Source organism: Mesorhizobium sp. M1399 (assembly GCF_040317735.1).
Classification (GTDB): domain Bacteria; phylum Pseudomonadota; class Alphaproteobacteria; order Rhizobiales; family Rhizobiaceae; genus Mesorhizobium.
Genome location: NZ_JAMYKZ010000022.1, coordinates 17,220 through 39,224, shown reverse-complemented (window position 1 = coordinate 39,224; position 22,005 = coordinate 17,220). Strand labels below are relative to the sequence as shown.

The window sequence follows — 22,005 nt, the reverse complement described above, 5'->3', positions numbered from 1 at the left end:
AACGCATCAACGGTCATGACGGCGCGATACCGCGCTATAGATCTCGCTGCTGGACGAGCATCGCAATAACCCTGTCGAGACCTTGGTTGCTTTCAGCGGCGACCGCCACTATGAAGCGACGCTTCGCCGACTGTGTTTCACGCCGCCTGGAGAGTTTCATGACAGAAGAAGCCGAAAAAAACATCAACACCCTCATCGAGCTCACGGCCGATGTCGTCTCAGCCTATGTCTCCAACAATCCGATCCCGGTGGGGGATCTCCCTGCCCTCATCGGCCAAGTGCACGCGGCTCTGAAAGGGACGGCGGAAGGTGTCTCTGCAAAAGAGCCGGTTGCCCTTACGCCTGCAGTCCCGATCAGGAAGTCGGTGACACCGGACTACATCATCTCCCTTGAGGACGGGAAGAAATTCAAATCGCTAAAGCGCCATCTGTCGACCCACTATGGGCTGACGCCGGATGGATATCGGGCCAAATGGGGCCTGTCGGCGGATTATCCCATGGTCGCGCCGAACTACGCCGCGGCGCGCTCGTCATTGGCCAAGACAATGGGGCTCGGCCGCAAACCGAAAGCGCCGGAAGCGCCGGAGCCGGCGCCGACGAAGCGAACCCGCAAGAAGGTCGCGGCTTGATTTCGGCAATGGAGATTCGTTCTGGAGCGTTGCAGCCATCGGCTTAATCTGCGCGTCATATCGTCATATAAAAAGGCGGGGCCAACCCCGCCTTCCTTTTTTGTTTCATGAGGAATTCGCGACGCCTGCAGCAATCTGCTGCCCTCAGTTTTTGCTCGCTCCTATCGAGCGGCCGTGAGGACCTCCGGACCTACGCGCCCACTCTTGCCAGGACGCAGGAGAAAATTTCAACCAGCTTTGCTGAGGCTGCCAGCGGAGGATTTGCCGGTGCGGCGATCCTGCTCGATCTCATAGTTGATCTTCTGGCCGTCAGCGAGGGTCGAGAGGCCCGCGCGTTCGACAGCGGAAATGTGGACGAAAACATCCGGACCGCCATTGTCGGGCTGGATAAATCCAAACCCCTTGGTGCTGTTGAACCACTTTACCGTTCCAGTAGGCATATACGTGTTCCTCCTTAACAATTGCAACGTCGGGCAGGCCATTAGGCCTGCCTGACTCATAGCCGAGACTTGGGCGCAGCAAAAAGCGAAAAATTGTTAAGCCCCGATCAGCTGGCGCACTCCATTTTGGCCGTAGTCGCCAGCAAGCACTGTCCTACACTACCGCTCGAGCATGGCCGGAAGCGCCCGATCCTTCCAACGCTCCTCAGCGCCACGTCTAGGGCTGGTGCTTGGAGGCACGGGACGTAAGGCCGACCGCTGCTCGTGCCGCCAGGTCAAAGGCCGGGTAGTTCACGGAGCTACCTTCGTGCATAACGGCTTGGCAAGCGCTTGAAGGAGTTTCGAATTGGATTGTTTCAAGAGGGTCGAGGGGTTGATCGATGCCACCAGCGTGGAAGCGATCGATAACGCGCGCGTTTTGCTGGACCAGTTCAAGGGCAAGTCAGAAACAATCGCCCAAGCGATCGACGACTTCCTACTTGATTTCATGACCTTGCTGTTTGTGGTAGACGCTACCCGCGAGGGGTTCCACAATCCGGCGAGGCGGTTGGCGCGTATCAGATTGAGCAGGATCAGGCTGTTACTCACCCGATGCTCTTGACCTAAGGGACCACGCCGCCAGGGATGCGTTTGCAGCCGCAAAGAAGGCAAAATCTGTTCGCCGGCAAACCGAGCACAGCCAGTCGGTATTTGCGCAGATGAATTCGACCGCGACCGCCAAATTCTCCTGTTTGGTACCCAGCGACGACGGCAAGCGCGGACAGCTTCCGTGCTGCTGTCTTCCAGCGACAGACGTGCCTGCATGCCCCTCTACGGCGAGCTCGACGGTTGTTTCTTACGTTTGACCAAGGTCCCGCGCAAACACTCCCCTTTCCCGCAGCAACTCATCAGGCTCAACGGCCTCGCGGCAGGCGCATTACGCCAGAAGCGCGCGACCGCATCGTTTTTTCCCGCCCGAGTCCTACGATCTTCGCTCCAGCGCCTCGCGGATATCGCCCAACTTGCCGATTTTTGGATCAGATCCGTCCTAGCGCGCGAGCAGGCTCCGGGTTCGAGTTGGCTGGGCTGCTCACGCCTCTGCCCTTCAGCATCGACCCGGTCTGGCTGTCGAGGACAGGGTCCCGCTGGGGCGACCAACATCTCCATTCTCACCGTCAGTGCAGCGGCCATTCGAAGCGCATCCTATACCCCTCCCCGGCAGCCCGCCCAATCGTCTTCCGCACGAAGAAGATATTCTCAGCCGCGCGCGCGTCGCGTTCGGCCCTGTCCGATGTCCGACAATGTCGGATGCGCAACATGGCAGAGCCCGATTTGTCCACTGCCTCGAACGGTTTTCTGATCTGGCACGGTGCATGCTTGGTCATCCGCAAGGCGTCGCGGACCAAGGAGAATCCGTCCCATGATCACCTCACCAAGAAATACCGCCGCAGGTCTCCTGGGTCCATCCAAAGATGAGGCTCGAGTAAGGCTTGGTCCCCTGAAGAGCTTATTCATCTGGCTCGGCGCTGCCCGCCGATCCTCCCACGCGGGGAGACTGGGACGCAGCGCCTTCATCAAAATGAGGAACAAATCACTTTGCCTCGAATCTTGCCTTTCGACCAGCCACCACAACCGCAGCCATCGATTGTCCCCCTGGCTGCGCAGGGCGTTCATTGCCACCGCGCTGGCCCTGGTGACGACCGCTCCGGCTCTGGCCGCCACCGACGGCGGCAAGGTGACGGATTTCCTGCTCGACAACGGCATGGAAGTGGTGGTCATCCCCGATCACCGCGCACCGATCGTCACTCATATGATCTGGTACAAGATCGGCAGCGCCGACGAGCCACCCGGCAAATCCGGCCTTGCCCATTTCCTCAAGCATCTGATGTTCAAGGCGACGACCAACCACGCCGCCGGCGAGTTCGACCGAGCCGTCTCAGCCATCGGCGGCTACAATAACGCCTTCACCGCCTATGACTACACCACCTTCCTCGAGACGGTGGCGCCCTCGGCGTTGGGTGAGATGATGGGCTTCGAGGCCGATCGCATGTTCAACCTCATCCTCAACGACGATGATATCAAGACCGAGCGCGACGTGATCCTGGAGGAGCGCCGTTGGCACAGAGAGACGAACCCGCATGCTCTGCTGGACGAGGAGGTCAACGCGACGTTGCGGCAAAACCAGCCCTACCGCATTCCGGTCATCGGCTGGATGCAGGAGATGGAGAAGCTGAACGGCACCGACGCATTCACCATCTACAACAAATACTACCGACCGAACAACGCCGTGCTGGTGGTGGCCGGCGACGTAGAGCCTGAGACGGTGAAGGCGCTGGCCGAGAAGACCTATGGCAAGGTTGTGCGCGGGCCGGACCTGCCCCCGCGCAACCGCCCGGTCGAGCCGGAGCAGAACACCAGGCGCACAGTGACGCTGACCGATGCGCGCGTTTCGGTGCCGAGCTTTTCCACTCAATGGGTGGTGCCGTCCTATCATACGGCAGAGCCCGGCGAGGCCGAGGCGCTCGACCTGCTGGCCGAGATCCTCGGCGGCGGTAACCGCAGCCGGCTATATCAGGAGCTTGTCGCCAAGCAAGGCATAGCTTCGGCGGCCGGCGCCTCCTTCCAGGGCACGATGCTAGACGACACCAATTTCACCATCTCCGGCTCGCCGCGCGGCGATGCAAAGCTCGTCGATCTCGAAGCGGCGGCCGTTGCCGAAGTCGCCCGGATCGCCAAGGATGGCGTCACCAGCGACGAGCTGGACAAGGCCAAAGACCGCTATATCCGCTCGGTGATTTTTGCGCACGACGAGCTGGACCACATCGCCAACATTTATGGCAAGACGCTCACCACCGGTGGCAATGTGAAGGACGTGCTCGAGAGGCCGGACCGCGTCCGCAAGGTCACCACCGACGAGGTCAAGGCGGTCGCCGCGCGTTATCTGGTGCTCGACCATTCGACGACAGGCTATCTTTTGCCGCAGCAACAGGCGGGGAATTGATCATGAGCTCCATCCCCATGCAAATGCGCTGGCCGGTCTTCCCTCGGCGCGTCTTCGCCACCCTGTTCCTCTCCATCCTCTTTCTCGTCTTGCGGGCGCTCGCCGGGTAAACGGGATCTGTTTAAAGCCGCGAGGAGCGGTTTTCGCGGGCCTTGCCAGGCATTTGCCGGTTCAGGCGTCATTATTGGGGTGCGCTCCTCCTCAGGCCAGCCTCTCTTCGAGTGGATAGAGTCGCCGATTCGTGGTCCGCAGATTGTAGGCGCAGGCCACCAGCATCCCACTCCGCGCGGCTGGCGAAGCCGATGTCGGTTGTTCAATCGTTCGACTAGTAGAACCGCGAGGCATCTTCTAGCGTATTCAGGTATTCTCCCTTTCCAGTCGGGTACCGTGGTCTATCAGCTGTCTGGCCGAGGCCCTATAAGGAACCCGGACGTCGCGGAGTACACACCGCACCTGCTATATATACCTGCTGCGTTGAGGAGGAATCCGGTATTGCCCCTGTGCCTGCCGATGATCCGTCACCTGAGATCCCCCGACCTGTTTGGACCCATTGATCGCCTGCCGGCACTTGGCACGCGGATTAGCGAGCGGACATTCGAGGTCCTCAACCCGTCGACTGGCGAAGTGCTGGCAGAACTACCCGACATGGGTGTCGAGGAGACATGCGCTGCGATCGACAAGGCCTATGTCGCGCAGCCTGGATGGGCAGGGCTGACCGCACGTGAGCGCAGCGACGTTCTATGGCGATGGCATCAGTTGATCATCGACCACGCCGACGATCTCGCCGCGATTCTCACCGCGGAGATGGGCAAGCCGCTTGCCGAAGCCAAGTCGGAGATATCGCATGCTGCGGCGTATCTGCAATGGTACGCCGAGGAGGCCAATCGCGTCTATGGCGAGACGATCTCCGCACCATCGATGGACCGCCGAATGCTGGTAATCAAGCAGCCCATCGGAGTTGTTGGCACGATAACGCCATGGAATTTCCCGGCCTCGATGGTGGCGCGCAAAATCTCGCCAGCCTTGGCGGCGGGCTGCACGATTGTCCTCAAGCCCGCTGAACAGACGCCGCTCGTGGCGGGAGCAATGTTCGCCCTCGCTTATCAGGCTGGCTTTCCCGAAGGCGTCGTCAACCTGATCTATGCGTCCGAAGGTGACGCGGTCGGCCGCGAACTTTGTACCAATCCCAAGGTCCGCAAGATCAGCTTCACCGGTTCGACTGAGATCGGGCGCCTTCTCATGCGCCAGTGCTCGGACCAGATCAAAAAAGTCAGCCTTGAGCTCGGCGGCAATGCACCTTTCATCGTCTTCGATGATGCCGATATCGATGCCGCGGTTGACGGTGCGGTCCAGGCGAAGTTCCGCAATGCCGGCCAGACCTGCGTTTCGGCGAACCGCCTTTACGTCCAGTCGGGCGTTCACGACGAGTTCGTCGAGAAATTCGTGCAACGGGCTTGCCAACTTCAAGTTGGTGATGGTTTCGCTCCCGCAGTGGACATCGGACCGCTCATCGACAAGCACGCATTGGCCAAGATCGAATCCCATATTGCCGATGCCGTCGCCAAAGGCGGCGCAATTCGCTCCGGGGGCAAACGCATCGGCACGAATGGCACGTTTTTCCAACCGACAGTCCTGACCGGTGTCTCCAGCGAGATGACCGTCGCGCAAGACGAGACATTCGGGCCGCTGGCACCGATTATTCGCTTCAAAGATGCGGATCAGGTCGTGCGTGAGGCCAACGACACGATTTACGGCCTCGCGGCCTACTTTTATGCCTCCAACCTGAAGCGTGTCTGGCGTGTGGCCGAGGCCTTGGAATATGGAATGGTCGGGGTAAATACCGGCCGGATGTCTTCAGAAGCGGCGCCGTTCGGTGGGATAAAACAGTCCGGCATCGGGCGGGAGGGATCCCGCCATGGCCTCGAGGACTACCTCGAAATGAAATATCTGTGCATGGGCGGCATCTGAATTTTCGGCTTGCAGGGTTCACAGCCGGGTAACCTAGCGAGCGATCTCCAAATGTGAATTGTAGGATCGCTCCTCGATTGGGAACTGAGGGGCGGCTCCGTACCCGAGCAAACACGCAATCCTGAAGGAGCACCCTGGCTGGACTTATCTCTCGACGAGACAAGCGTCTGCATTGTCGGCGAAGACGGCGTGCATGTGACGGAGGATACGCTTGGGAGGGATTTGGCGGCCCTCGCCGCCTATCTTCAGGCGACGGGCTGTCGTTACGCGGGTATGGTTGGAAGCTTGTGCACCATCGCGATCGTGAACGCTGGTTGTGCGCAATATCCGGTTTCTGGGGCAGAATTTTGAACCTGCTACCTTCCGATTGTCAGTAGCTCAGTTGTTCTTCGGCCGACTGCCGCGCCAGTACAGGCTCGGACAGAATCGAAGACACCATCAGGCAGGCATTCGCATTCGACATTTCCGGTGATCGGCGCACGATCTAAGGCGCGCCAGGTTGACCAAGCGCCTCGAACCGCATGACAGTCTTGACCGGCTGGAGGACGGAAATCCCGCGATGCCGAAGAGGTTGGTCAGCGCAGTCGAGCCCACACGGCATTTGCGGCACGAAACAGCAAGGGCTGGGAAGCGATCGGCCGAGCGGTCCTCGAAGGCGCGGGCCAGGGTGTCGACGATGCGTTGGTTCAGGTCCGCCAATCTGGTCTCTACCGTCTGATAGCGGGTTCGGTCGCCAGTGACAGCGAGTAAAGATATTTGGCATCATCGGCTTTGATTGCCGCGCAGATCTGATCGAGATTGGGATAGCTCACTGGTGCACCTTTGGGCTCATAGTGCTTCCTCCTCATCGAGATGAGGATTGCCGGATTTGGCGTAGAACACCAACACGGGTCCGAGATCAAAGCGCGTCCCGGGCGCAAGGCGCTGGACGGACCGGGGCCATGTTTCGGTTGAGACGCCATCGATGCCTCGCGCCAGCGTTCTGGCGAATCGGGGCATCAGCGGAGCGAGTGTCGGTGCCAGGATCGCAGCGGCCGTCGTCTGAAGGGCTAGCGAAGTCCGATTGCGGGCGGGATAGAAACGTCGCGCCGCCGCATGGTCTTGCGCCCGACGGTAGATCACGCAATCGCGCACGAAATCGCAGACCTGAGCGGCCGCGCGCCGGAGCGAGAAGCCTTCGTCCGAATAGGCGCGTTCCATCGCCGCGCGATAGATCTCTATCCGAGCAAAGAAGGCGCGGTCGGCCGGGCTCCAGTCGCCTGCATCGGGTACACGGCCGCCAAAATCCTGCTTGATTTCCTGGTTCAACGCATCAAGCCAGTTCAGCCAAATCCCTTGGAACACCTCGTTCTCGGTGCGGCGCAGCGCGTCCAGCGTGAAATCCGTCCGCTCACTTTCGGGGCGTGTCAGGCCCAAATGGAGGCGCACGACGTCGACTGTCTTTGGGCTCAGAACCTCCTTGCCCCAGACCGCATGGCGGCAGCTGGTTGAGAACTTCTTGCCGTCGAGTAGGTAGAACTCGTTGACATGATAGCGGATGCGTGGCGTCCAGTGGGAGAAGACCTCGGCGTAAAGAGCGGGGTAGAGTAGCGCGTGGTAGAACGAATTGTCGAAGCCGAAGAAATGGACAATCTGCCAGTCGTTGCCGGGCATCTCCGCCTTCCAGTCGCGACCCAGCAAGCGGCCGAGCGCCTGGATGTTGTAAAGAAAACCGAAGGCCATTTCCGGCCAGACCCAGATCACTTGCCCCGGGAACCCTTCGGCCGGCAGGCCCCAGTCCGAGGGGTGGGTAATGGGCACTGAAAAGTTGCCGCGTCGGCGTAGGCGCGCGAAGAGATCCAAGATCCGTAGCGGGACGCCCGACACCCTTAGATGCCGGTCGATATTGTCGTAGCATCGGTCCAAGGCAAGTTCCGGGCGGCGGACGGAGCCGACCAGCGGCGCCTCGGCAGACTGCCGTGACCGGGCTGCGCCCAAGTCGTGGCAAAGGTTTGGGGCGCCGCATTCCTCGCAGATGTTGCCACCGGCGGAGCCGCCGCAATCGGGGCAGAGGCCGCTAACATCCGGCTCGTAAAGATAGTGGCCTGTCACAGCATCGAAAAGCGCAGGGCTCTGGCGCAGATCTACCGCCGTGCTGCTCAGAAGACTGCGGAAACACGCGGCTTGAAACTCGCCGTAACCGTCATCGCCCATTGTGGGTTGGAAGCTGTGGACGTCACAATCGAGAAGTGCAAGCGTGGCGCGAATCTCGTCGGCGTAGTAGCGCGCCACCTTTGCAGGCGTCGATTGATCGGCATCGGCGCGTGTCGTGACGTAGCTCTGGTTGTCATCGCTTCCAGTGAGGTGATATGCTTCGACTCCTTTCATGCGCAGGAAACGAGTATAGACGTCGGCGCCGAAATAGGGGCCAGAAAGATGCCCCAGATGCAGATCGCCATTTGGCGTTGGCGGCGTGGAGAAGACGAAGATCGGCCCGCGTGGAGCCGTGCTCTTTGCAGCGGCATCAAGGGCGGCCTCGGCGTCTCGCCAGTAGACATCGACGAAATCTAGGTCTTCGTTTCCGTCGTTGCGCAGTACATGCGCTTCAAAAGGGTGGAACAGAACGACATCGCCCGCCTCGACCGAGATTTCCCCAAGGTCGGTCCTGACCTTGCCCGATCCTGACAGGATCACGAAGGCCTCGATTTCGTCGTGCCGATGGGGCTCGGATGTAACGCCCGGTGCCACCCTACCGAACGAAAACCCCGTGCCGGCGCTTGCCGTTCCAAGCGTGGCCATGTTGATACCGAACGCCCGCGACAGCTCCGTTCGAGAAAACGTGTATTTGCGCATGACAACGAACCTAAGCTGTTGAAGCAGTGGGACCTTCGGCTGCCAACGCAACAGCCTCTTGTGCAAGTTGCGCAGAGAAGCGGCAGCCCAACCCGTTGGCGGCCCCGGCCAGAATAATGCGGCTCTGGGCCGCCAGGCGGGCGACGAGGGGGGGCGCCAGTCGGGCTGTAGGCGTCATAGAAGACCGCCCTGCGACCACCTCCACAATCCACGTGCCAAAGCGTCGTAACGGGCTGCGGTCGAGGCTCCGCGAGCCCGCAAATCAGAACGCCACACTCTCCGCGCACTTTTGAGCGGTCGATCCGTTTCGTGTGCATGCCTCCGCCTGGCTGCGTGAGCTCAATCGCGATAGAAAATGCCATTTGGGGGCTTGAGTTTGTCGAGATCGGCCACTTTGCCCTCGGGCGGGTTAAGGGCGCGCTTAAGCACGTTATATTCAGCGCGGGTCGGGCCACCGGTTGAAGCACGCTGGAACACCAAGTAGAGTGTCCGCCGCGAACGATTGCTTTTGTTCGGTCGTGAGTAGTGCGGTGCGTAATCGTCGAAGATGAAGATGTCGCCAGCCTTCCATACTACGGGTTCCCAAGAGAACATTTCGGCGACTTGAGGATCGATCACCCCACCGGCATCCATGGGAAACACCCCCTTCTTGTGGTTGCCGGGGCTGAAGAAAAGCCCGCCGTTTTCCGGGTCGGAGTCGTCGATGCCTATGGCAACCACCGCATGGACCATCCGGTCGGGGAGTTTGTGTGGAATGTGATAAATGTCCTGATGCGGGAGATAGCCGCCGCTGTCGGGGTAGTGGAAAATCAGCAGCTCCTTGAGCCTACGCGAATCTTCGCCAAGCAAATCCTCGACCGCTGACTGTATGCGCTGATCTTCTAAGAGCAAACGACGCAATGGATCATGGAAGTCGAGAAAATTCTCGATCTTGGAGATGATCTTTCGATTGTCCGTCGTCTTCTCGAACCACATGAGCCATTTATCATCGCTGACATCCCAGCGTGACATATCTTCGACAAAAATAGAGATATCTTCCTGAGCCGCCGGAGCGAAGAACCTTTCGAGCCTGACGTATCCGTCTTTCTGCCACTTTTCTCTTTGTGCATCAGTCAACATACGAAAAGCCTCCTGTTGGAAAGACTGGTTGGTCGGACATCCCAATTAGGGCAGTCGGGCGCTGGTCAAGTTGCGGGTCCACAGAGACGGACTCACGTCATGTGGGACGGCGATGCTAAGTGCGTTCCGCTCCGGCGGATATTTCCCGCAGAAGCTCGGCGCGAGACTGCCTATGTCAGGCTCAGCCGGGTCCAGGGGTTCCGTAAACTGGGCCGGATCAATCGCTTCACCCGGTCCAGCCACGACACGCGTTGCTAAAGGCCGGCACCATCCGCTGACCGCCGACCCAGCCATGGCCGGCAAGACCACGGCGCTCTTTCGAGTGAGCGACCTGGTACGGTCTTGACAACCGTAGGGGAAATGCACGCCCCCAGAATAATGCGATGCGCCGCTTGGCCCAAGGGCTTGTTCGGTCACGATGATTTCGGAGAAGCCTCCGGCCTTCGCCGCAGCGGAGGCGGACATCATTCCTAGGATGCCACCGCCGATGATCAAAAGTCTACGAGTCATATCCCGCTGCCCATTTCTTCGGCTGCGGGGGCGGGCCAGCTCTCGATCGAGGTATGGCTGATGAAGCCAGGATGCTCGGGGTTCGCGCATGGCGCGCGCCCAAGAAGGCTATCGAGGATGCGGCGCGCGCGCCAGGCCAGCAGGCTTAGGTTCGGATCGGCCAGGCCGCGCTGCCCGAGGCTCGCGTTTTGTACGAAGATGCGTCTGTCACCCGGTCCGTCCCAGCTCACCGAAAAATCCTCGCGAATAGCTAATTCATTGTCGATCTGCTCCAGCCGGTGCGCGATGGGTTCCAAGAAGTCTTGCACCGCGTTCTCGTAACCGGTGGCCAGGATGACGATGTCAGCCGTGACTTCTTCGACCTCGACCATGCCGTGCTGCAGGGTCAGCCTGTGACCCGCGCCGGCGTTGATGCAGTGCGAGACGGTGCAGCCCGGCCGCAGTGTGATGTCGGATCGGTTTGGCTCGAAAAATGCGTGGCGGTACAGCGCCTGATAGATCGCGCGCAACGTGCTTTCCGAAATGCCGTCCGAGGCAAGCACGAAACGCCGCAGGAGCAGCTTACGCTGCGACTCGCTCATCGCCGCGAAACGATCGGAAAAGCAGGGCATGAACAACTCGTTTGTGAACGGGCTGTTGTCCAGAGGCAGATAGTTTTCGCGCTGCGAGACCCAAGTGATCGAGGTAGGCCGCCGTTCTTTCGGCAGGCCGACAAGATGTAACATCACCTCGGCTCCCGACTGGCCTCCGCCGACCACGCAGACATGCTTTCTCCGCACCTCAGGGTGGACGTGCAGTAAAACAGATGAGTGGAACAGGTTGCGTCCAATCCAGCCCTGAAACTGAGGCGGGATTTGCGCCTGCTTGCCAATGCCAACCACGACGTTTCTGGCGCCGAGAACCGCGTTATCGGTCCGCACCCGAAACGTGCCGTCAAAGCGGATTTCGTGCACGGTCTCGCCGCCATGGACAAGTGGGTTCCTGTGGAAGGCCCAGTTCAGGTACTGCTCAAACTCAGCTCTGAACACAGCCTCGAACTGTGCGTTCAGGAAGTGGTACAGACGCCCGTTCTCGTACAGGTAGTTTACGAAAGTGTAGGCTGATCGCGGATTCACCAGTGTGACCAGATCCTTGAAGTGGCTGACCTGGAGCTCCGAGGAATCGAATGCGATGCCTGGATGCCAGCGGAAGTCGACCTGCCGATCCAGGAACAGTGCCCCTTGCCCAACTTGCTCGTGTATCTGACACGCAAGGCTCAAATTAGACGGCCCAGCACCGACCCCAACGCAAGATAACTCCACTGCTTCCTCCTATAGAGTCTTCCCACTGGCGGCTTGTTCGCGGCGAATATCGGCCATAGCCATTGGGCCCCCTCGCGGACGTTTCGAGCCCCGGTCCCGACCGGGTTTGCGAGAATTTGTCCAGCGCGTTCGGGTCGTCGAATGTAGACCCGAGCATTCCAGCGCGGTGACAATCGATGGGTCATGCCGGGGCGACGTGGGGCAACGACGTATGTCCTTTCCGCCCGTCTGGATGCCCGCGTCGCCGTCACGCGAGGAGCTTTCCAGGCCCATTAAGGTGTTTGAAGCCGGCGCAATCGCCCGCCTCGACCATGACGCGCCGGCGCGGCTTGATGGCAGGCGAGAGCGCGGTTTTCACTGCGGCGACGGCATTTTCGGTGCGCATGATCATTGAGGACGTCTCGCTGATGCGTTCGCAGAGTCCCGTGCATGGGCCGTGCCAGAGAGGAAAATTTTATTAAACAATGGGTTGGCGGATTTGCGATCCTGTCGGAAATCCGACATTGAGGGGGAACGCCTCACCGCGACGCCCGATTTGCACGTCCCTGTCGACCGAATAGCTAGTCGGGCACCTTCTGCACCAGAATACTTCTCTCATGGAGACCAGCACGAAGTCTTCATGAACCGACAGTGCAGAACCTTGTGTCTCTGCCGGACAGATCGCGATATGCCTTGTCCATCGAGGTCGGCAGTTGCAAGACCTGCCAGATCCTCGCCCTATCGTGCCGTTGCACTGGCTCGGGCGCATGCCCAGACCTGAGCGCATCAATGATTGCGCGATCTGGGACCTTCACCAACTGGATTGTCGAATCTCTGTAAAGATAGCGGGAAGGAGAATTGCGTTCTGACCACTCTGCCGGTTCCAAAAGCACGACGCCATTCGGTCCCTGCGACTCAATCCAGGCGGAGGGATGAGGCCGCACAGCAGTCTTTTGCGCGCCCACCGGTCGGCCAGGATGGAGCCGTCGTAAACGCAGTTATTCGATGATCGCCGCCGCGGAGTCCTCGGGCTGTGCCGCGCACGACACCAGCGACGTAGTGGTCGTCGATCGCCCCGTCGCCGATGTCTATCCGAAGCTCGGCCAGTTTCGCGGTGAGCTTCACTGCTTGTTCGCTTGTTCCGCAGTGCCCACTGAGCTGGCACGGGAGGTTCTATCAGGCGGTCACGGCTGCATTCGTTGTCGGACCTTCGACAAAGTCGGACATGAGACACACCGCAATCAGAGCCATGTCATTGTTGTGGAATGATTTTCTCGTTGGCACGACACGTGCAAGGCTATCCGCAAACGCGCTGCGGCAAGGACTGAGGAGAAATCATGCCATGATCAAGCTCGCCGAACATGCGGTCGCAGCCGCGAAAACTCGGCCTTTCCGAGCCGACAGGACGTTGCGGCTGTTTTCCAGTCGACATCATTCTTCACGTTATCCGGACATGACCATATTCGATTTCCGCCCAACGCTGAATGCCCCAGACGATGATCCCTATCTTTGCGAAGATGTAGAAGGAGAACGGACACTTGCCTGGGCCGCCTGCCAGTCGGCTAGGACCCTGGGGCACTTCGGTGGAACACAGTTCGATCGCGACCACGACGCCCTGACAGCGATCTCGACCGTCCCTGACAAGGTTCCCGTGATCAGCGCCGCGGTCAGTGCCTCTACAACTTCTGGCAAGATGCCGGAATTCCGCGCGCACTGTGGCGCCGGGACCACCCTTGCCGCTTTCCGCCGATCCTGCTCTCCACCACGAAGCGGGCGTGCATCCACCAGGGCCACGCGGGTAAGACGGCCGCAAAGCTGCAGGCCTTTGGTTATCCCGCTTACTTCTGAGTGAGTACAGGGTCGATGATTGCGAGCATGGCGCAAATAATGTGTGCGCGGTCCCACGCAAACTGCGCACGAGCGCCGCGGCAATCCCAAGCAATTCGAGCAAGACTTTTCGTAGTTCAGTCCACATTTCTGAAGAGCAAGGAGAGAGTATCATGGCGAGAAACCAAATGCGCGCGACGCGGGGAGTAACAGCGACCCTTGTCCTCATTGTGATGGGACAGCAGGCCGTCGCGGCGGACCTTGCGCAAGCGGCGAGCGTCCCGCAGGCAGGAGCCTCGGTCACGGAAGCGCCAAGCCCTTGGCAGATCCGCCTGCGTGCGTTGGGGGTCGTCACTGAGGATTCGGGCTACGTCAATGCAGTGCCCGGCTCCGATCTTTCTTATTCAAACACGGTGACGCCGGAACTCGATATCTCCTATTTCTTCACGGACAACATCGCCACGGAGCTCATACTCGGCACCACCTACGCCGACATCGACGGCCAAGGAACGATCGGCGGGCTTGGCAAGATCGGCAAGGTTTGGCTGCTGCCGCCTACGCTCACATTGCAGTATCATTTTACCGATCTCGGCGCTTTCAAGCCCTATGTCGGCGCCGGCGTGAACTACACGATATTCTATAACCAGGATGGCGGCAGCGCTGATGCTCTCAAGGTTAAGAACACGTTCGGCACCGCGCTGCAGGTCGGGTTCGACTACATGGTGGATCAGCACTGGGGCGTCAACGTCGACGTGAAGAAGCTTTTCCTCAAGCCAGACTTCGACGTCACGGTGGACGGCGCGAAGCTGACGGGGAAGGCCGCTCTCGATCCGTGGTTGATAGGCGCAGGTGTCACCTACCGCTTCTGATAGCGAAAGGCGAAGGCGGCTTTCCGACAGCCGATCTGAAATGAGGGCGCCTCGTGCGCCCTTTTTACGGTCCGCCCTACAGAAGGGAATCGACCCGGATCATTAGAGGAGCGGCCTTGCTGGGCCGGGAAACGGTCATTCGCTACACCGCCGATGCCGCGGCGCGGTTCGCGCTGACGGACACGAATCTCGGAAGGTAGGTGAGACCGTCGTGCAGGTGGCGGTGATTGAGGGCCCCCTCGGAGGGCGCAAAGCCGAATGACCCAGATCGCCCACCCTGAACCAGTTGGCGTCGGGTGTGTCAGGCCTGTTTGTTGGGCCGAACCAGATCCGTGTGGCTGACGCCGAGAGCCGATACCACTTCATAGATCGTGATCATCGTCGGATCTCTTCGGCCTTTCTCCAAGCCGCTGATGTACTGCTGGGTGAACCTAGAAATCTCGGCAAGCTGCTCCTGCGTCAGACGCTTCCTTTGCTGATTCTCTGTACGTTCCTTCCGACCAACTTGCGCATATCCATGCACGACAAGCCATCGGATCGGGCAGCTTGAGTTTATCAACTATCAGCCGGGGTTTGCTGGAAAGTGGTGATGATAAGGGGATAGACAAAGATGAGAAGCTCAAGTTTTGCGGCCGCACCAGCCATGGCTGTTCGGAAGTCCGCCTTGGAGTGAACGTTGCATTAAAATTTTGGACCTGGCTCAAATCGGGACCTGCGGACCCCAGGCGCCCACTATTCCTGAAACTTCCGATGCCCGCGGCCTGTTTGACGTTGCGGCGATCAAGGCGGCGGCTGGTTGCCTTTGGAGACCTGGGCATGGATGCGATCTATGTTCGAGGTGCAGGACCTGTCGTGGTCGACGGAAATTCCATTCACCATTCCAGGCCTCTCGAGCGGCGTAAGCGCAGGGCGGCCGACAGCATCGCACGCAACATCGGCGTTTGAAAATGAGCGCCGCTACGCCGAGACGGATACACAACCGCCGTCTGGTCTGGGCGCAACTGTGCTCGTCGCCGACCGACCGAAAAGGCGCTCAGTCATCTAAAAGCGAGATGACGCTGATATAAACACCACATTTGACCAAAGCCGTCCGCGCGACTGATGGTCGGATCCGCCCTTTGTATGCAACTTCGCTGCGAGTCGCAGATGGGGAAACTGATCCGGTGCGAGGGAGGTTGGGGTGACGACGCGCAAAGAATTGCTTGAGAGAGTAGTCGAACAGATTGCGGACTATCGTGAGGGCGAGATTGCATCGATGGGCACCGCCCATGTAGATAAATGGGTTCGTCAATTTGCCGGAGGGTCCCAAGAGCCAATCCTTGCAGAGCTTGGACATGTGTTTAGCAAAACCTATTTCACCCGCAAGACTGTCGCTGATTTCCTCTCTGAGATCGCAGTCAGTAAAGAACTTACCGGCGGCGATCCCAAAGAATTCTGGAAAAACGTTAAGGTATTGCAGCTTCAAACGGCGGGAAATAGCCAAAGGGATATGTTGTCAATATTCGACAAGGCGCTACAGAATACCTTCGGCTCGAAGATTGCCGACTGCGGCGGTAACGCGCCAAATACCTTTTTGTATATCGATGATGTCTTGTTCTCTGGTGGGCGGATTAGGCATGATGTCGTCAAATGGATCAAGGAGGCCGCTCCCCAGCAAGCCAAGCTCGCTATTGTGACCATTGCAAATCATCTACTTGGCGAGTGGCGAACAGGTAAGGACATTGCTGAGGCGGCTAAGGAGGCAGGCAAAAGTATCAACGTGACATGGTGGCGCGTATTCCAGATCGAGGATCGGAAGGCCTATATGACCAATTCCGACGTGCTGCGACCTACAATGAGTCCTGCCGATCCCACGACGGCGGCCTATGTGCAGGGCCTAAATCTGGAAGCGGTTTTTCGAACGCCCGGTCAAGTTGGAGGTTTGGGATTCTTCTCCTCCGAAAACGGCCGGGCGCTGCTTGAACAGCAATTTCTGGTGTCCGGCGTTGGAGTGCGCGCCATGTGCCCCTACCTAAACGTCTATATGCGCCCCCTCGGAAACAGCATGATGGGAACGACGGGATTCGGGTCAATGATCGTTACCTATCGCAATTGCCCTAACAACGCCCCTTTGGTGTTATGGGCGGGCAATCCATGGTATCCTTTGTTCCCGAGGAAAACGAACTAGCTCATGGCCCAAGCCGAATTTCGAAGCTATCAACGCGATCAAGTCATCAGCTTCCGCAAGACGACTGAGGATTTCGGCGGCCTATCGAACATGGCGCCGGGATTTCCGATCACAATGCTGGGTCAGCTGATACGCACATCCGAAGCCCTCTATCAAGCGTGTCGGTTCCCACATAGGCCCGACATCCAGCGGATAGTCATCGACGAAACCAGTCCGATGACAGCCAAGATGAAATCCAAGCCATATCGTAAGGATTCCCGGCCGGATTGGGAGGATATCCGGGTTCAGGTGATGCGCTGGTGTCTTCGGGTGAAGCTGGCGCAGAACTGGGAGACCTTCTCGGCGCTTCTGCTGGCGACGGGCGACCGACCAATAGTTGAGGATTCGCGCAAAGACGACTATTGGGGCGCAAAGGCAGCAGAAGACGATCATCTAGCGGGCCGCAATGTCCTGGGCAGACTTTTGATGGAGCTACGCGAGGTCTTGCGCAGCGACCCGGATCGGATCGCCGAGGTGCTACCGCTCGACATCCCGCATTTCGTGCTCCTAGGTCGGCAAATTCCGACCTTAAAGCGCATGGCCCTCAGGGCGCATACTCGGGCGGATCCAGCCGTTACTATAGACAAGATCACTCAATCGACAGCTGAAGAATCTAGCAAAAAGCCTACACAGGGGGTGTTACTCTAGCCCTCTTATTCATGACGCATCTGAGTTTGTTTGGCGCTGAGCGGCGGACGGCTGGCGTCGCGGCGTCTTTTCCACCGCGGCTGTGTCTGGACTTGTGAAAGCGCTGGGGTTGGAAGGTTCGACGCGAGCTGCTGACCGGGCGGTCATGGTCCAGCCGGCTGATGATGTTTGCACGCATGGTTTCGTCCTCCGCTCTTCAATCGCGCGCCTTTCGACGAGACGCGACCGGAAGACCCGTCGTCGAAGGCGGACCTCATCCGAAGGGCCGGAACGAAGAGGAGGACCCGAAGCGACAGCAAAGGGATGCGGGATGCCGCGGCGGGTACTAGAGCGGGATGAATTTAGGTTGGGCATATCCGGCTTCTGTGAAGTAATGTCGGCATTCGGTTGAAGTGACGGTGCCGAGGATGTGTCCACTGGCATCGCAGACGTCCTTGACTGTTCGCTTGGCAGCTTTGCGCAGCCAATGCTTAAGCTTGGCGAAGAGCTTCTCGATCGGGTTGAGGTCGGGCGAGTATTTCGGCAGCAAGAACAACCTGGCGCCGGCTGACCGAATGGCGCGGCGCACGGCCTTGCCCTTGTGCGAGCCGAGATTGTCCATGACGACGATGTCGCCTGGCTTGAGGGTTGCGACGAGAACCTTGTCGACATAGAGTTGGAAACGCTCGCCGTTGATCGGTCCGTCGATCAGCCATGGCGCATCGACACGGTCATGGCGCAGCGCCGCCAGAAACGTCATGGTCTTCCAATGGCCGTGCGGCACCTTGGCTTTGATCCTTTCGCCGCGCGGCGCCCATCCCCTGAGCGGCGCCATGTTGGTTTTGGTCCATGTCTCGTCGATGAACACCAGGCGGGAAGGGTCGATACGGTCCTGATACTTTGCCCACTGTGCCCGCCGGCGCGCCACATCCGGGCGATCCTGCTCAGCCGCGATCAGCGTCTTTTTTTGTGACTGAGCTTCTCGGCGTGGACGAACTCCCACACCGAGCGGTAATCGACCTTCAAGCCGCGCTCGGCCAGCTCGATCACAAGACCGCGTAGCGTAAAATCCGCGGCCCGGCAGCGCACCAGCAGCCACTCCCGATGCTCACCGGCAATCTTCTTCGGCCTGTGCCCGCCCATCTTGCCCGGCGCAAGACTGTTCGTTTCGCGCAACCGGCTCACCCATCTGATGACGCTGCTGATACCAACCCCATAGCGCGCCGAGGCTTGCCGCCGCGACAGCCCCTCCCTGCTCAACCGACGCAACAACCCGTTCGCGAAGATCCATCGAGTAAGGCTTGCCCATCCATGCTGACCTCCTTGCCCAGCAAGAAGGTTGAATCAGATTTGCCCGCCTAAGGGAATCTCCCGCCGATTCAGCCTCAATTCATCCCGCTCTAGGCTAGAAGGGAGTTCCGCCTACCCCGCGCGGTCGGGAAACTGCGCGGGTCTGATGATCCGCGACCGGCAGCAGCCGACAGGCTGCCCGCGCCAGGGGGCGAAGCCGATTGGCCGAGACTGCCTGAGCTTGCCGAAAAAAGCCGGCTTGGTTCACGACCACCCGGTGCGCGTCGTCAGGCCCGCGAGCGCAGTCAAGAGCTGGCTGGATTTTCCGCTTCCGCCGAAGCCGATCGCGAATGCTAACCCTTGCGCGTTTTATTAGCTCGCAGGGGTCAACGCTGAATGCCTCCGCAAGTCGTCCCAGCACGCTGACGCTTGCGGAGACGCGGGCACGCTCGATCGAGCCCACATAGCGCATGCTGAGATCCGCGCGTGCAGCCAACTCTTCCTGCGTCAGATCCTGTTCATGGCGCAAGCGACGCATGTTGATCGCCATGACCTCTCTGAGATCCACGGGCGAGATAGGCGCTGAAAAAGAATTATCGTTCAAGGAATGATCGTCCTATTCCTTATAGTTGACCGAGGTGGCTCGGGCCGGGACCCCATCCGGCCGACCGCCACCCTCTGCTCGAAATCAAACAGTCAAAGCGCGCACATGAAGCCAGACATCATGGACGAAGTTCCCTGGTCGGACAGCATCACGAGCTACGACAGGCAGCATCGCAGCGTTTACCTGCGCATCCTTGACGCCTGCGCCTACAATGCCAGCGTAGAGGAAATGGCCGATCGCATTCTCGGCATCGACCCGATCCTTGAACCGGTCCGCGCCCGCAAGGCTGTTCGCAGCCATATAGATCGCGCGAATTGGATAGTGACGACCGGCAGCAAGCACCTGTTCGGCGGCTGAAATACAGCGCGGATTGCCACGCCTTTTCAGACGAGGAAGTCCAGGTACCCGCCATTCATCAGTGCGCGGCCACGAGAAACGGCGCGCCGCATGCGATCGTGCAGGTGATCGCGAGGATCGTCCCAGTCGGAGTGGACGAGCCGTTGACCGATCAGCGCCTCAGCGATTTCGCGATGTGAGGCTCCGGCGAGCGATCCGTCAAGCGCGCGAGAACAAAGGTCATTCGGGCGCCGCATCTTTCAGTAGCCGAAAGGCCTCCCCCAAGCCGAATGGCCGAAACCGCCTGAGCCCGCCGAAAAAGCTGGCTCGGTTCGGTCAGCACCGTTAGGCGCGCGGGCGCCCGCTAGGACCGGAGGCTCGACAGAATCTCACAGGGGTCAGCGTCAAGAGCCAGGGTTACCTCGAGAAACTCGATGACATCGAGACGCCGCTCTCCGCCTTCGTACTTGGCCACGAAGGATTGCGCACGACCAAGCTTCTCAGCCACCTGCGCCTGGGTCAGGCCTTTGGCCTTGCGCAGCGAAACCAGCTGGGCCAGAAACCGCCGGTGGCGGGGCGATCGAAGGGATTTGGGCATGCGGGCGAACCGGTCAGGTAAAGACCGGCTCAGCGACTAATCCCGGTTTCGGATTATCCCATTTTGGGATATGCTGCGTTGGATCCAGCACTCAACAGGCGAGGTTGGCAGCAGGCATGAATGGTTCAAGGAAGACTCGATGCTCGACTCTGTGCGACGAAGTTCCCTGGTCGGACAGCATCACGAGCTACGACAGGCAGCATCGCAGCGTTTACCTGCGCATCCTTGACGCCTGCGCCTACAATGCCAGCGTAGAGGAAATGGCCGATCGCATTCTCGGCATCGACCCGATCCTTGAACCGGTCCGCGCCCGCAAGGCTGTTCGCAGCCATATAGATCGCGCGAATTGGATAGTGACGACCGGCAGCAAGCACCTGTTCGGCGGCTGAAATACAGCGCGGATTGCCACGCCTTTTCAGACGAGGAAGTCCAGGTACCCGCCATTCATCAGTGCGCGGCCACGAGAAACGGCGCGCCGCATGCGATCGTGCAGGTGATCGCGAGGATCGTTCCAGTCGGAGTGGACGAGCCGTTGACCGATCAGCGCCTCAGCGATTTCGCGATGTGAGGCTCCGGCGAGCGATCCGTCAAGCGCGCGAGAACAAAGGTCATTCGGGCGCCGCATCTTTCGGGCGGAAACAAGCGGGCGGGCAATTCGCCCTGAGCACAAAGAATATTAAGGCATTCGAGCTCACAAGCGCTGCTTTAAATGTGTTGCGGGCCAAATCGCCTCAGCACGCAGGCAAACGGGCCGCAGGCTATCCGCACCCGAAACTGCGAGCTGGAGTCTATGGGCCCCATTGGGAAAAAGGACGTGCTGGCTCTCGTCGGGCCTCAGCAGGACTGTCGCACGACATGACAATGCCGTCAGGTCGAACGGCGATGCGGTTGGCGATGCGGACAGCTGTTGCGCAACGACAGGCAATACACGGGCGCACCGACGCGGACACCAGAACACGACCGCACCGCGACTGTAGGACTCAGCCAAAACACCCCAGCGCGAGAGATCGCCGGCCGAAGCGTTTACGTCGATAAGGGCTCCGCGAGACAGTGTATGGGCCTGCTGGAGCGTAGCGAGCAGGTCACTCTGGAATGCCGGGTTGCGACGCAAGAATTCCCAGGCCCAGCCACGCAACTCAAATGAGCGGTGCAGTCATAGGAGCAGTTCCTGCCAGTCCTGATCGTCAACTGGCGTGACGGATATGGCATGACCGTGCTCCCCTGCCCGCCTTCATCGCGTGATCTCATGCCACCTGGCCAAGAACCGGCGTCCACAGCACCGGACCGCCAATGCCGCCGTTTTGCCGCACCACATGGAGCATCGGCGGCGAGACTTCGAGATAGCCTGCCAGGGCGCGGGTGAAGCCAATGGTTTGCGGCTCTCCGATTCGTTCAAGCGGCCAGCCGGCGCGACGAAGGATGCGCTCCATGCGCAAGTCGGTCACGGTTATGATATGGCTGAGCTGGCGCGAGAGGCCTAACTCGATCATGCCGGCGAAAAGTTCATAGGTTGCGATCGCAATGCCGCCCGCTCCCTTTGGTGCGGACGAGGGAATGTCGAGCGCGAAGCGGCTACTTTCCCATATGCTCGGCAGCTCAGGCCGCGTCTTTCCGTCCAACAGTACGGGAAAGGTGTCGCGAAGCATTGTCGGCCCTGTGGAGGGCAGAAGGCGCACGCAACCATCGACAGAACCCTCGAAACCGCGCCGCAACAGGTAGTGAGGTCTCAACGCGTCAAAGGAATCGATCTCGTAGCCGCCACCTCCTCTCACCTCCCAGTCGAGTCTCTCCTTGAAGACGCGGTAGCGCAGGCGATGCATAGCATGTAGGTCGTCGGCAAATTCCTCGTAACGGTCTGGTGCAATCAGCTGGATCATCAAGAGCCTCCGC

22 protein-coding genes and 3 pseudogenes are annotated in these 22,005 nt (G+C 59.6%); 12 read left to right on the top strand and 13 right to left on the bottom strand.

Going from position 1 to position 22,005, the window contains the following annotated elements; all coding sequences use genetic code 11:
- The first annotated feature begins 158 nt into the window (after positions 1-158).
- Positions 159-629 (top strand): Ros/MucR family transcriptional regulator, encoded by a 471-nt coding sequence (locus tag NKH05_RS28400; protein WP_352452644.1) that lies wholly within the window; start codon positions 159-161, stop codon positions 627-629.
- Between the two features lie 227 nt (positions 630-856).
- On the opposite strand, the gene NKH05_RS28395 is transcribed toward NKH05_RS28400, so the two are convergent.
- Positions 857-1,069, bottom strand: a complete 213-nt coding sequence (locus tag NKH05_RS28395; protein ID WP_023679670.1) for a cold-shock protein — start codon at positions 1,067-1,069, stop codon at positions 857-859.
- 373 nt (positions 1,070-1,442) lie between these two features.
- Here NKH05_RS28395 and NKH05_RS28390 point away from each other — a divergent pair, with 373 nt between their 5' ends.
- The 3 genes from NKH05_RS28390 (at position 1,443) to NKH05_RS28380 (ending at position 6,017) form a co-directional block, all read left to right on the top strand.
- Positions 1,443-1,670 (top strand): hypothetical protein, encoded by a 228-nt coding sequence (locus tag NKH05_RS28390; protein ID WP_353026654.1) that lies wholly within the window; start codon positions 1,443-1,445, stop codon positions 1,668-1,670.
- Between the two features lie 1,023 nt (positions 1,671-2,693).
- Positions 2,694-4,049 carry a M16 family metallopeptidase gene (locus NKH05_RS28385; RefSeq protein ID WP_353026653.1) on the top strand — a complete coding sequence of 452 codons (1,356 nt, stop codon included), beginning with the start codon at positions 2,694-2,696 and terminating at the stop codon, positions 4,047-4,049.
- A gap of 510 nt (positions 4,050-4,559) precedes the next feature.
- Entirely contained in the window at positions 4,560-6,017 is a 1,458-nt protein-coding gene (locus NKH05_RS28380; protein WP_353026687.1) for an NAD-dependent succinate-semialdehyde dehydrogenase, read from the top strand.
- An 828-nt stretch (positions 6,018-6,845) separates the two neighbouring features.
- Here NKH05_RS28380 and NKH05_RS28375 read toward each other — a convergent pair.
- The 4 genes from NKH05_RS28375 to NKH05_RS28360 form a co-directional block, all read right to left on the bottom strand.
- Positions 6,846-8,849 (bottom strand): class I tRNA ligase family protein, encoded by a 2,004-nt coding sequence (locus tag NKH05_RS28375; RefSeq protein ID WP_353026652.1) that lies wholly within the window; start codon positions 8,847-8,849, stop codon positions 6,846-6,848.
- Positions 8,850-9,188: 339 nt separating this feature from the next.
- Complete coding sequence (locus NKH05_RS28370) at positions 9,189-9,968, bottom strand: phytanoyl-CoA dioxygenase family protein (RefSeq protein ID WP_353026651.1); 780 nt, start codon at positions 9,966-9,968, stop codon at positions 9,189-9,191.
- A gap of 506 nt (positions 9,969-10,474) precedes the next feature.
- Complete coding sequence (locus tag NKH05_RS28365; RefSeq protein WP_353026649.1) at positions 10,475-11,737, bottom strand: lysine N(6)-hydroxylase/L-ornithine N(5)-oxygenase family protein; 1,263 nt, start codon at positions 11,735-11,737, stop codon at positions 10,475-10,477.
- Between the two features lie 289 nt (positions 11,738-12,026).
- A complete protein-coding gene (locus NKH05_RS28360) occupies positions 12,027-12,170 on the bottom strand; it encodes an iron-sulfur cluster assembly accessory protein (protein ID WP_353026648.1) in 144 nt (47 codons plus the stop codon).
- Between the two features lie 593 nt (positions 12,171-12,763).
- Here NKH05_RS28360 and NKH05_RS28355 point away from each other — a divergent pair.
- From NKH05_RS28355 to NKH05_RS28345, 3 genes are all read left to right on the top strand, one after another.
- Positions 12,764-13,027, top strand: coding sequence for a hypothetical protein (locus tag NKH05_RS28355; RefSeq protein ID WP_353026647.1), 264 nt, complete (start codon positions 12,764-12,766; stop codon positions 13,025-13,027).
- 73 nt (positions 13,028-13,100) lie between these two features.
- On the top strand, positions 13,101-13,610 hold the full coding sequence (locus NKH05_RS28350; protein WP_353026646.1) for a hypothetical protein: 510 nt from the start codon (positions 13,101-13,103) through the stop codon (positions 13,608-13,610).
- Between the two features lie 163 nt (positions 13,611-13,773).
- Positions 13,774-14,454: an OmpW/AlkL family protein gene (locus NKH05_RS28345; RefSeq protein ID WP_353026686.1), complete on the top strand. Its 681-nt coding sequence runs from the start codon at positions 13,774-13,776 to the stop codon at positions 14,452-14,454.
- A 301-nt stretch (positions 14,455-14,755) separates the two neighbouring features.
- On the opposite strand, the pseudogene NKH05_RS28340 reads toward NKH05_RS28345, so the two are convergent.
- A pseudogene (locus NKH05_RS28340) lies at positions 14,756-14,973 on the bottom strand (helix-turn-helix transcriptional regulator).
- A gap of 27 nt (positions 14,974-15,000) precedes the next feature.
- Between NKH05_RS28340 and NKH05_RS28335 the strand changes: the two are divergent.
- The 3 genes from NKH05_RS28335 to NKH05_RS28325 all read left to right on the top strand — a co-directional run bounded on the left by NKH05_RS28335 (position 15,001) and on the right by NKH05_RS28325 (position 17,308).
- Positions 15,001-15,399, top strand: a complete 399-nt coding sequence (locus tag NKH05_RS28335; RefSeq protein ID WP_353026645.1) for a hypothetical protein — start codon at positions 15,001-15,003, stop codon at positions 15,397-15,399.
- 235 nt (positions 15,400-15,634) lie between these two features.
- Positions 15,635-16,621 carry a phosphoribosyltransferase-like anti-phage protein gene (locus NKH05_RS28330; protein WP_353026644.1) on the top strand — a complete coding sequence of 329 codons (987 nt, stop codon included), beginning with the start codon at positions 15,635-15,637 and terminating at the stop codon, positions 16,619-16,621.
- Positions 16,622-16,624: 3 nt separating this feature from the next.
- Positions 16,625-17,308 (top strand): NADAR family anti-phage protein, encoded by a 684-nt coding sequence (locus NKH05_RS28325; RefSeq protein WP_353026643.1) that lies wholly within the window; start codon positions 16,625-16,627, stop codon positions 17,306-17,308.
- 325 nt (positions 17,309-17,633) lie between these two features.
- Here the strand turns inward: NKH05_RS28325 and NKH05_RS28320 are convergent.
- Together NKH05_RS28320 and NKH05_RS28315 are read right to left on the bottom strand one after the other, a co-directional pair.
- Positions 17,634-18,596: pseudogene (locus tag NKH05_RS28320) on the bottom strand (IS630 family transposase).
- A gap of 348 nt (positions 18,597-18,944) precedes the next feature.
- Positions 18,945-19,145 (bottom strand): annotated as a pseudogene (locus tag NKH05_RS28315) (helix-turn-helix domain-containing protein); the annotation flags it as partial.
- 156 nt (positions 19,146-19,301) lie between these two features.
- On the opposite strand from NKH05_RS28315, the gene NKH05_RS28310 reads away from it, so the two are divergent.
- Complete coding sequence (locus NKH05_RS28310) at positions 19,302-19,538, top strand: hypothetical protein (protein ID WP_353020414.1); 237 nt, start codon at positions 19,302-19,304, stop codon at positions 19,536-19,538.
- Positions 19,539-19,564: 26 nt separating this feature from the next.
- Here NKH05_RS28310 and NKH05_RS28305 read toward each other — a convergent pair whose 3' ends face one another.
- Together NKH05_RS28305 and NKH05_RS28300 are read right to left on the bottom strand one after the other, a co-directional pair.
- Positions 19,565-19,774 (bottom strand): DNA -binding domain-containing protein, encoded by a 210-nt coding sequence (locus NKH05_RS28305; protein WP_353026642.1) that lies wholly within the window; start codon positions 19,772-19,774, stop codon positions 19,565-19,567.
- Positions 19,775-19,881: 107 nt separating this feature from the next.
- Entirely contained in the window at positions 19,882-20,115 is a 234-nt protein-coding gene (locus tag NKH05_RS28300; RefSeq protein WP_353026640.1) for a helix-turn-helix domain-containing protein, read from the bottom strand.
- Positions 20,116-20,231: 116 nt separating this feature from the next.
- On the opposite strand from NKH05_RS28300, the gene NKH05_RS28295 reads away from it, so the two are divergent.
- Positions 20,232-20,504, top strand: coding sequence for a hypothetical protein (locus NKH05_RS28295; protein ID WP_353026638.1), 273 nt, complete (start codon positions 20,232-20,234; stop codon positions 20,502-20,504).
- 26 nt (positions 20,505-20,530) lie between these two features.
- Here NKH05_RS28295 and NKH05_RS28290 read toward each other — a convergent pair whose 3' ends face one another.
- The 3 genes from NKH05_RS28290 to NKH05_RS28280 all read right to left on the bottom strand — a co-directional run bounded on the left by NKH05_RS28290 (position 20,531) and on the right by NKH05_RS28280 (position 21,992).
- Positions 20,531-20,740: a DNA -binding domain-containing protein gene (locus NKH05_RS28290; protein ID WP_353026637.1), complete on the bottom strand. Its 210-nt coding sequence runs from the start codon at positions 20,738-20,740 to the stop codon at positions 20,531-20,533.
- 66 nt (positions 20,741-20,806) lie between these two features.
- The gene (locus tag NKH05_RS28285; protein WP_353026636.1) at positions 20,807-21,250 is read right to left on the bottom strand and encodes a transcriptional regulator domain-containing protein; all 444 of its coding nucleotides are present in this window, start codon (positions 21,248-21,250) and stop codon (positions 20,807-20,809) included.
- Between the two features lie 109 nt (positions 21,251-21,359).
- A complete protein-coding gene (locus NKH05_RS28280; protein WP_353026634.1) occupies positions 21,360-21,992 on the bottom strand; it encodes an acyl-homoserine-lactone synthase in 633 nt (210 codons plus the stop codon).
- Positions 21,993-22,005 lie beyond the last annotated feature (13 nt).

What these genes read in the sequence shown, in the direction of transcription:
- NKH05_RS28370 (WP_353026651.1), bottom strand. Translation starts at nt 9,968, where the DNA reads ATGTTGACTGATGCACAAAGAGAAAAGTGGCAGAAAGACGGATACGTC.
- NKH05_RS28355 (WP_353026647.1), top strand. Translation starts at nt 12,764, where the DNA reads ATGATCGCCGCCGCGGAGTCCTCGGGCTGTGCCGCGCACGACACCAGC.
- NKH05_RS28295 (WP_353026638.1), top strand. Translation starts at nt 20,232, where the DNA reads ATGAATGGTTCAAGGAAGACTCGATGCTCGACTCTGTGCGACGAAGTT.
- NKH05_RS28400 (WP_352452644.1), top strand. Translation starts at nt 159, where the DNA reads ATGACAGAAGAAGCCGAAAAAAACATCAACACCCTCATCGAGCTCACG.
- NKH05_RS28345 (WP_353026686.1), top strand. Translation starts at nt 13,774, where the DNA reads ATGCGCGCGACGCGGGGAGTAACAGCGACCCTTGTCCTCATTGTGATG.
- NKH05_RS28280 (WP_353026634.1), bottom strand. Translation starts at nt 21,992, where the DNA reads ATGATCCAGCTGATTGCACCAGACCGTTACGAGGAATTTGCCGACGAC.
- NKH05_RS28350 (WP_353026646.1), top strand. Translation starts at nt 13,101, where the DNA reads ATGATCAAGCTCGCCGAACATGCGGTCGCAGCCGCGAAAACTCGGCCT.
- NKH05_RS28395 (WP_023679670.1), bottom strand. Translation starts at nt 1,069, where the DNA reads ATGCCTACTGGAACGGTAAAGTGGTTCAACAGCACCAAGGGGTTTGGA.
- NKH05_RS28375 (WP_353026652.1), bottom strand. Translation starts at nt 8,849, where the DNA reads ATGCGCAAATACACGTTTTCTCGAACGGAGCTGTCGCGGGCGTTCGGT.
- NKH05_RS28290 (WP_353026637.1), bottom strand. Translation starts at nt 20,740, where the DNA reads ATGCGGCGCCCGAATGACCTTTGTTCTCGCGCGCTTGACGGATCGCTC.
- NKH05_RS28305 (WP_353026642.1), bottom strand. Translation starts at nt 19,774, where the DNA reads ATGCGGCGCCCGAATGACCTTTGTTCTCGCGCGCTTGACGGATCGCTC.
- NKH05_RS28325 (WP_353026643.1), top strand. Translation starts at nt 16,625, where the DNA reads ATGGCCCAAGCCGAATTTCGAAGCTATCAACGCGATCAAGTCATCAGC.
- NKH05_RS28300 (WP_353026640.1), bottom strand. Translation starts at nt 20,115, where the DNA reads ATGCCCAAATCCCTTCGATCGCCCCGCCACCGGCGGTTTCTGGCCCAG.
- NKH05_RS28360 (WP_353026648.1), bottom strand. Translation starts at nt 12,170, where the DNA reads ATGATCATGCGCACCGAAAATGCCGTCGCCGCAGTGAAAACCGCGCTC.
- NKH05_RS28380 (WP_353026687.1), top strand. Translation starts at nt 4,560, where the DNA reads ATGATCCGTCACCTGAGATCCCCCGACCTGTTTGGACCCATTGATCGC.
- NKH05_RS28310 (WP_353020414.1), top strand. Translation starts at nt 19,302, where the DNA reads ATGGACGAAGTTCCCTGGTCGGACAGCATCACGAGCTACGACAGGCAG.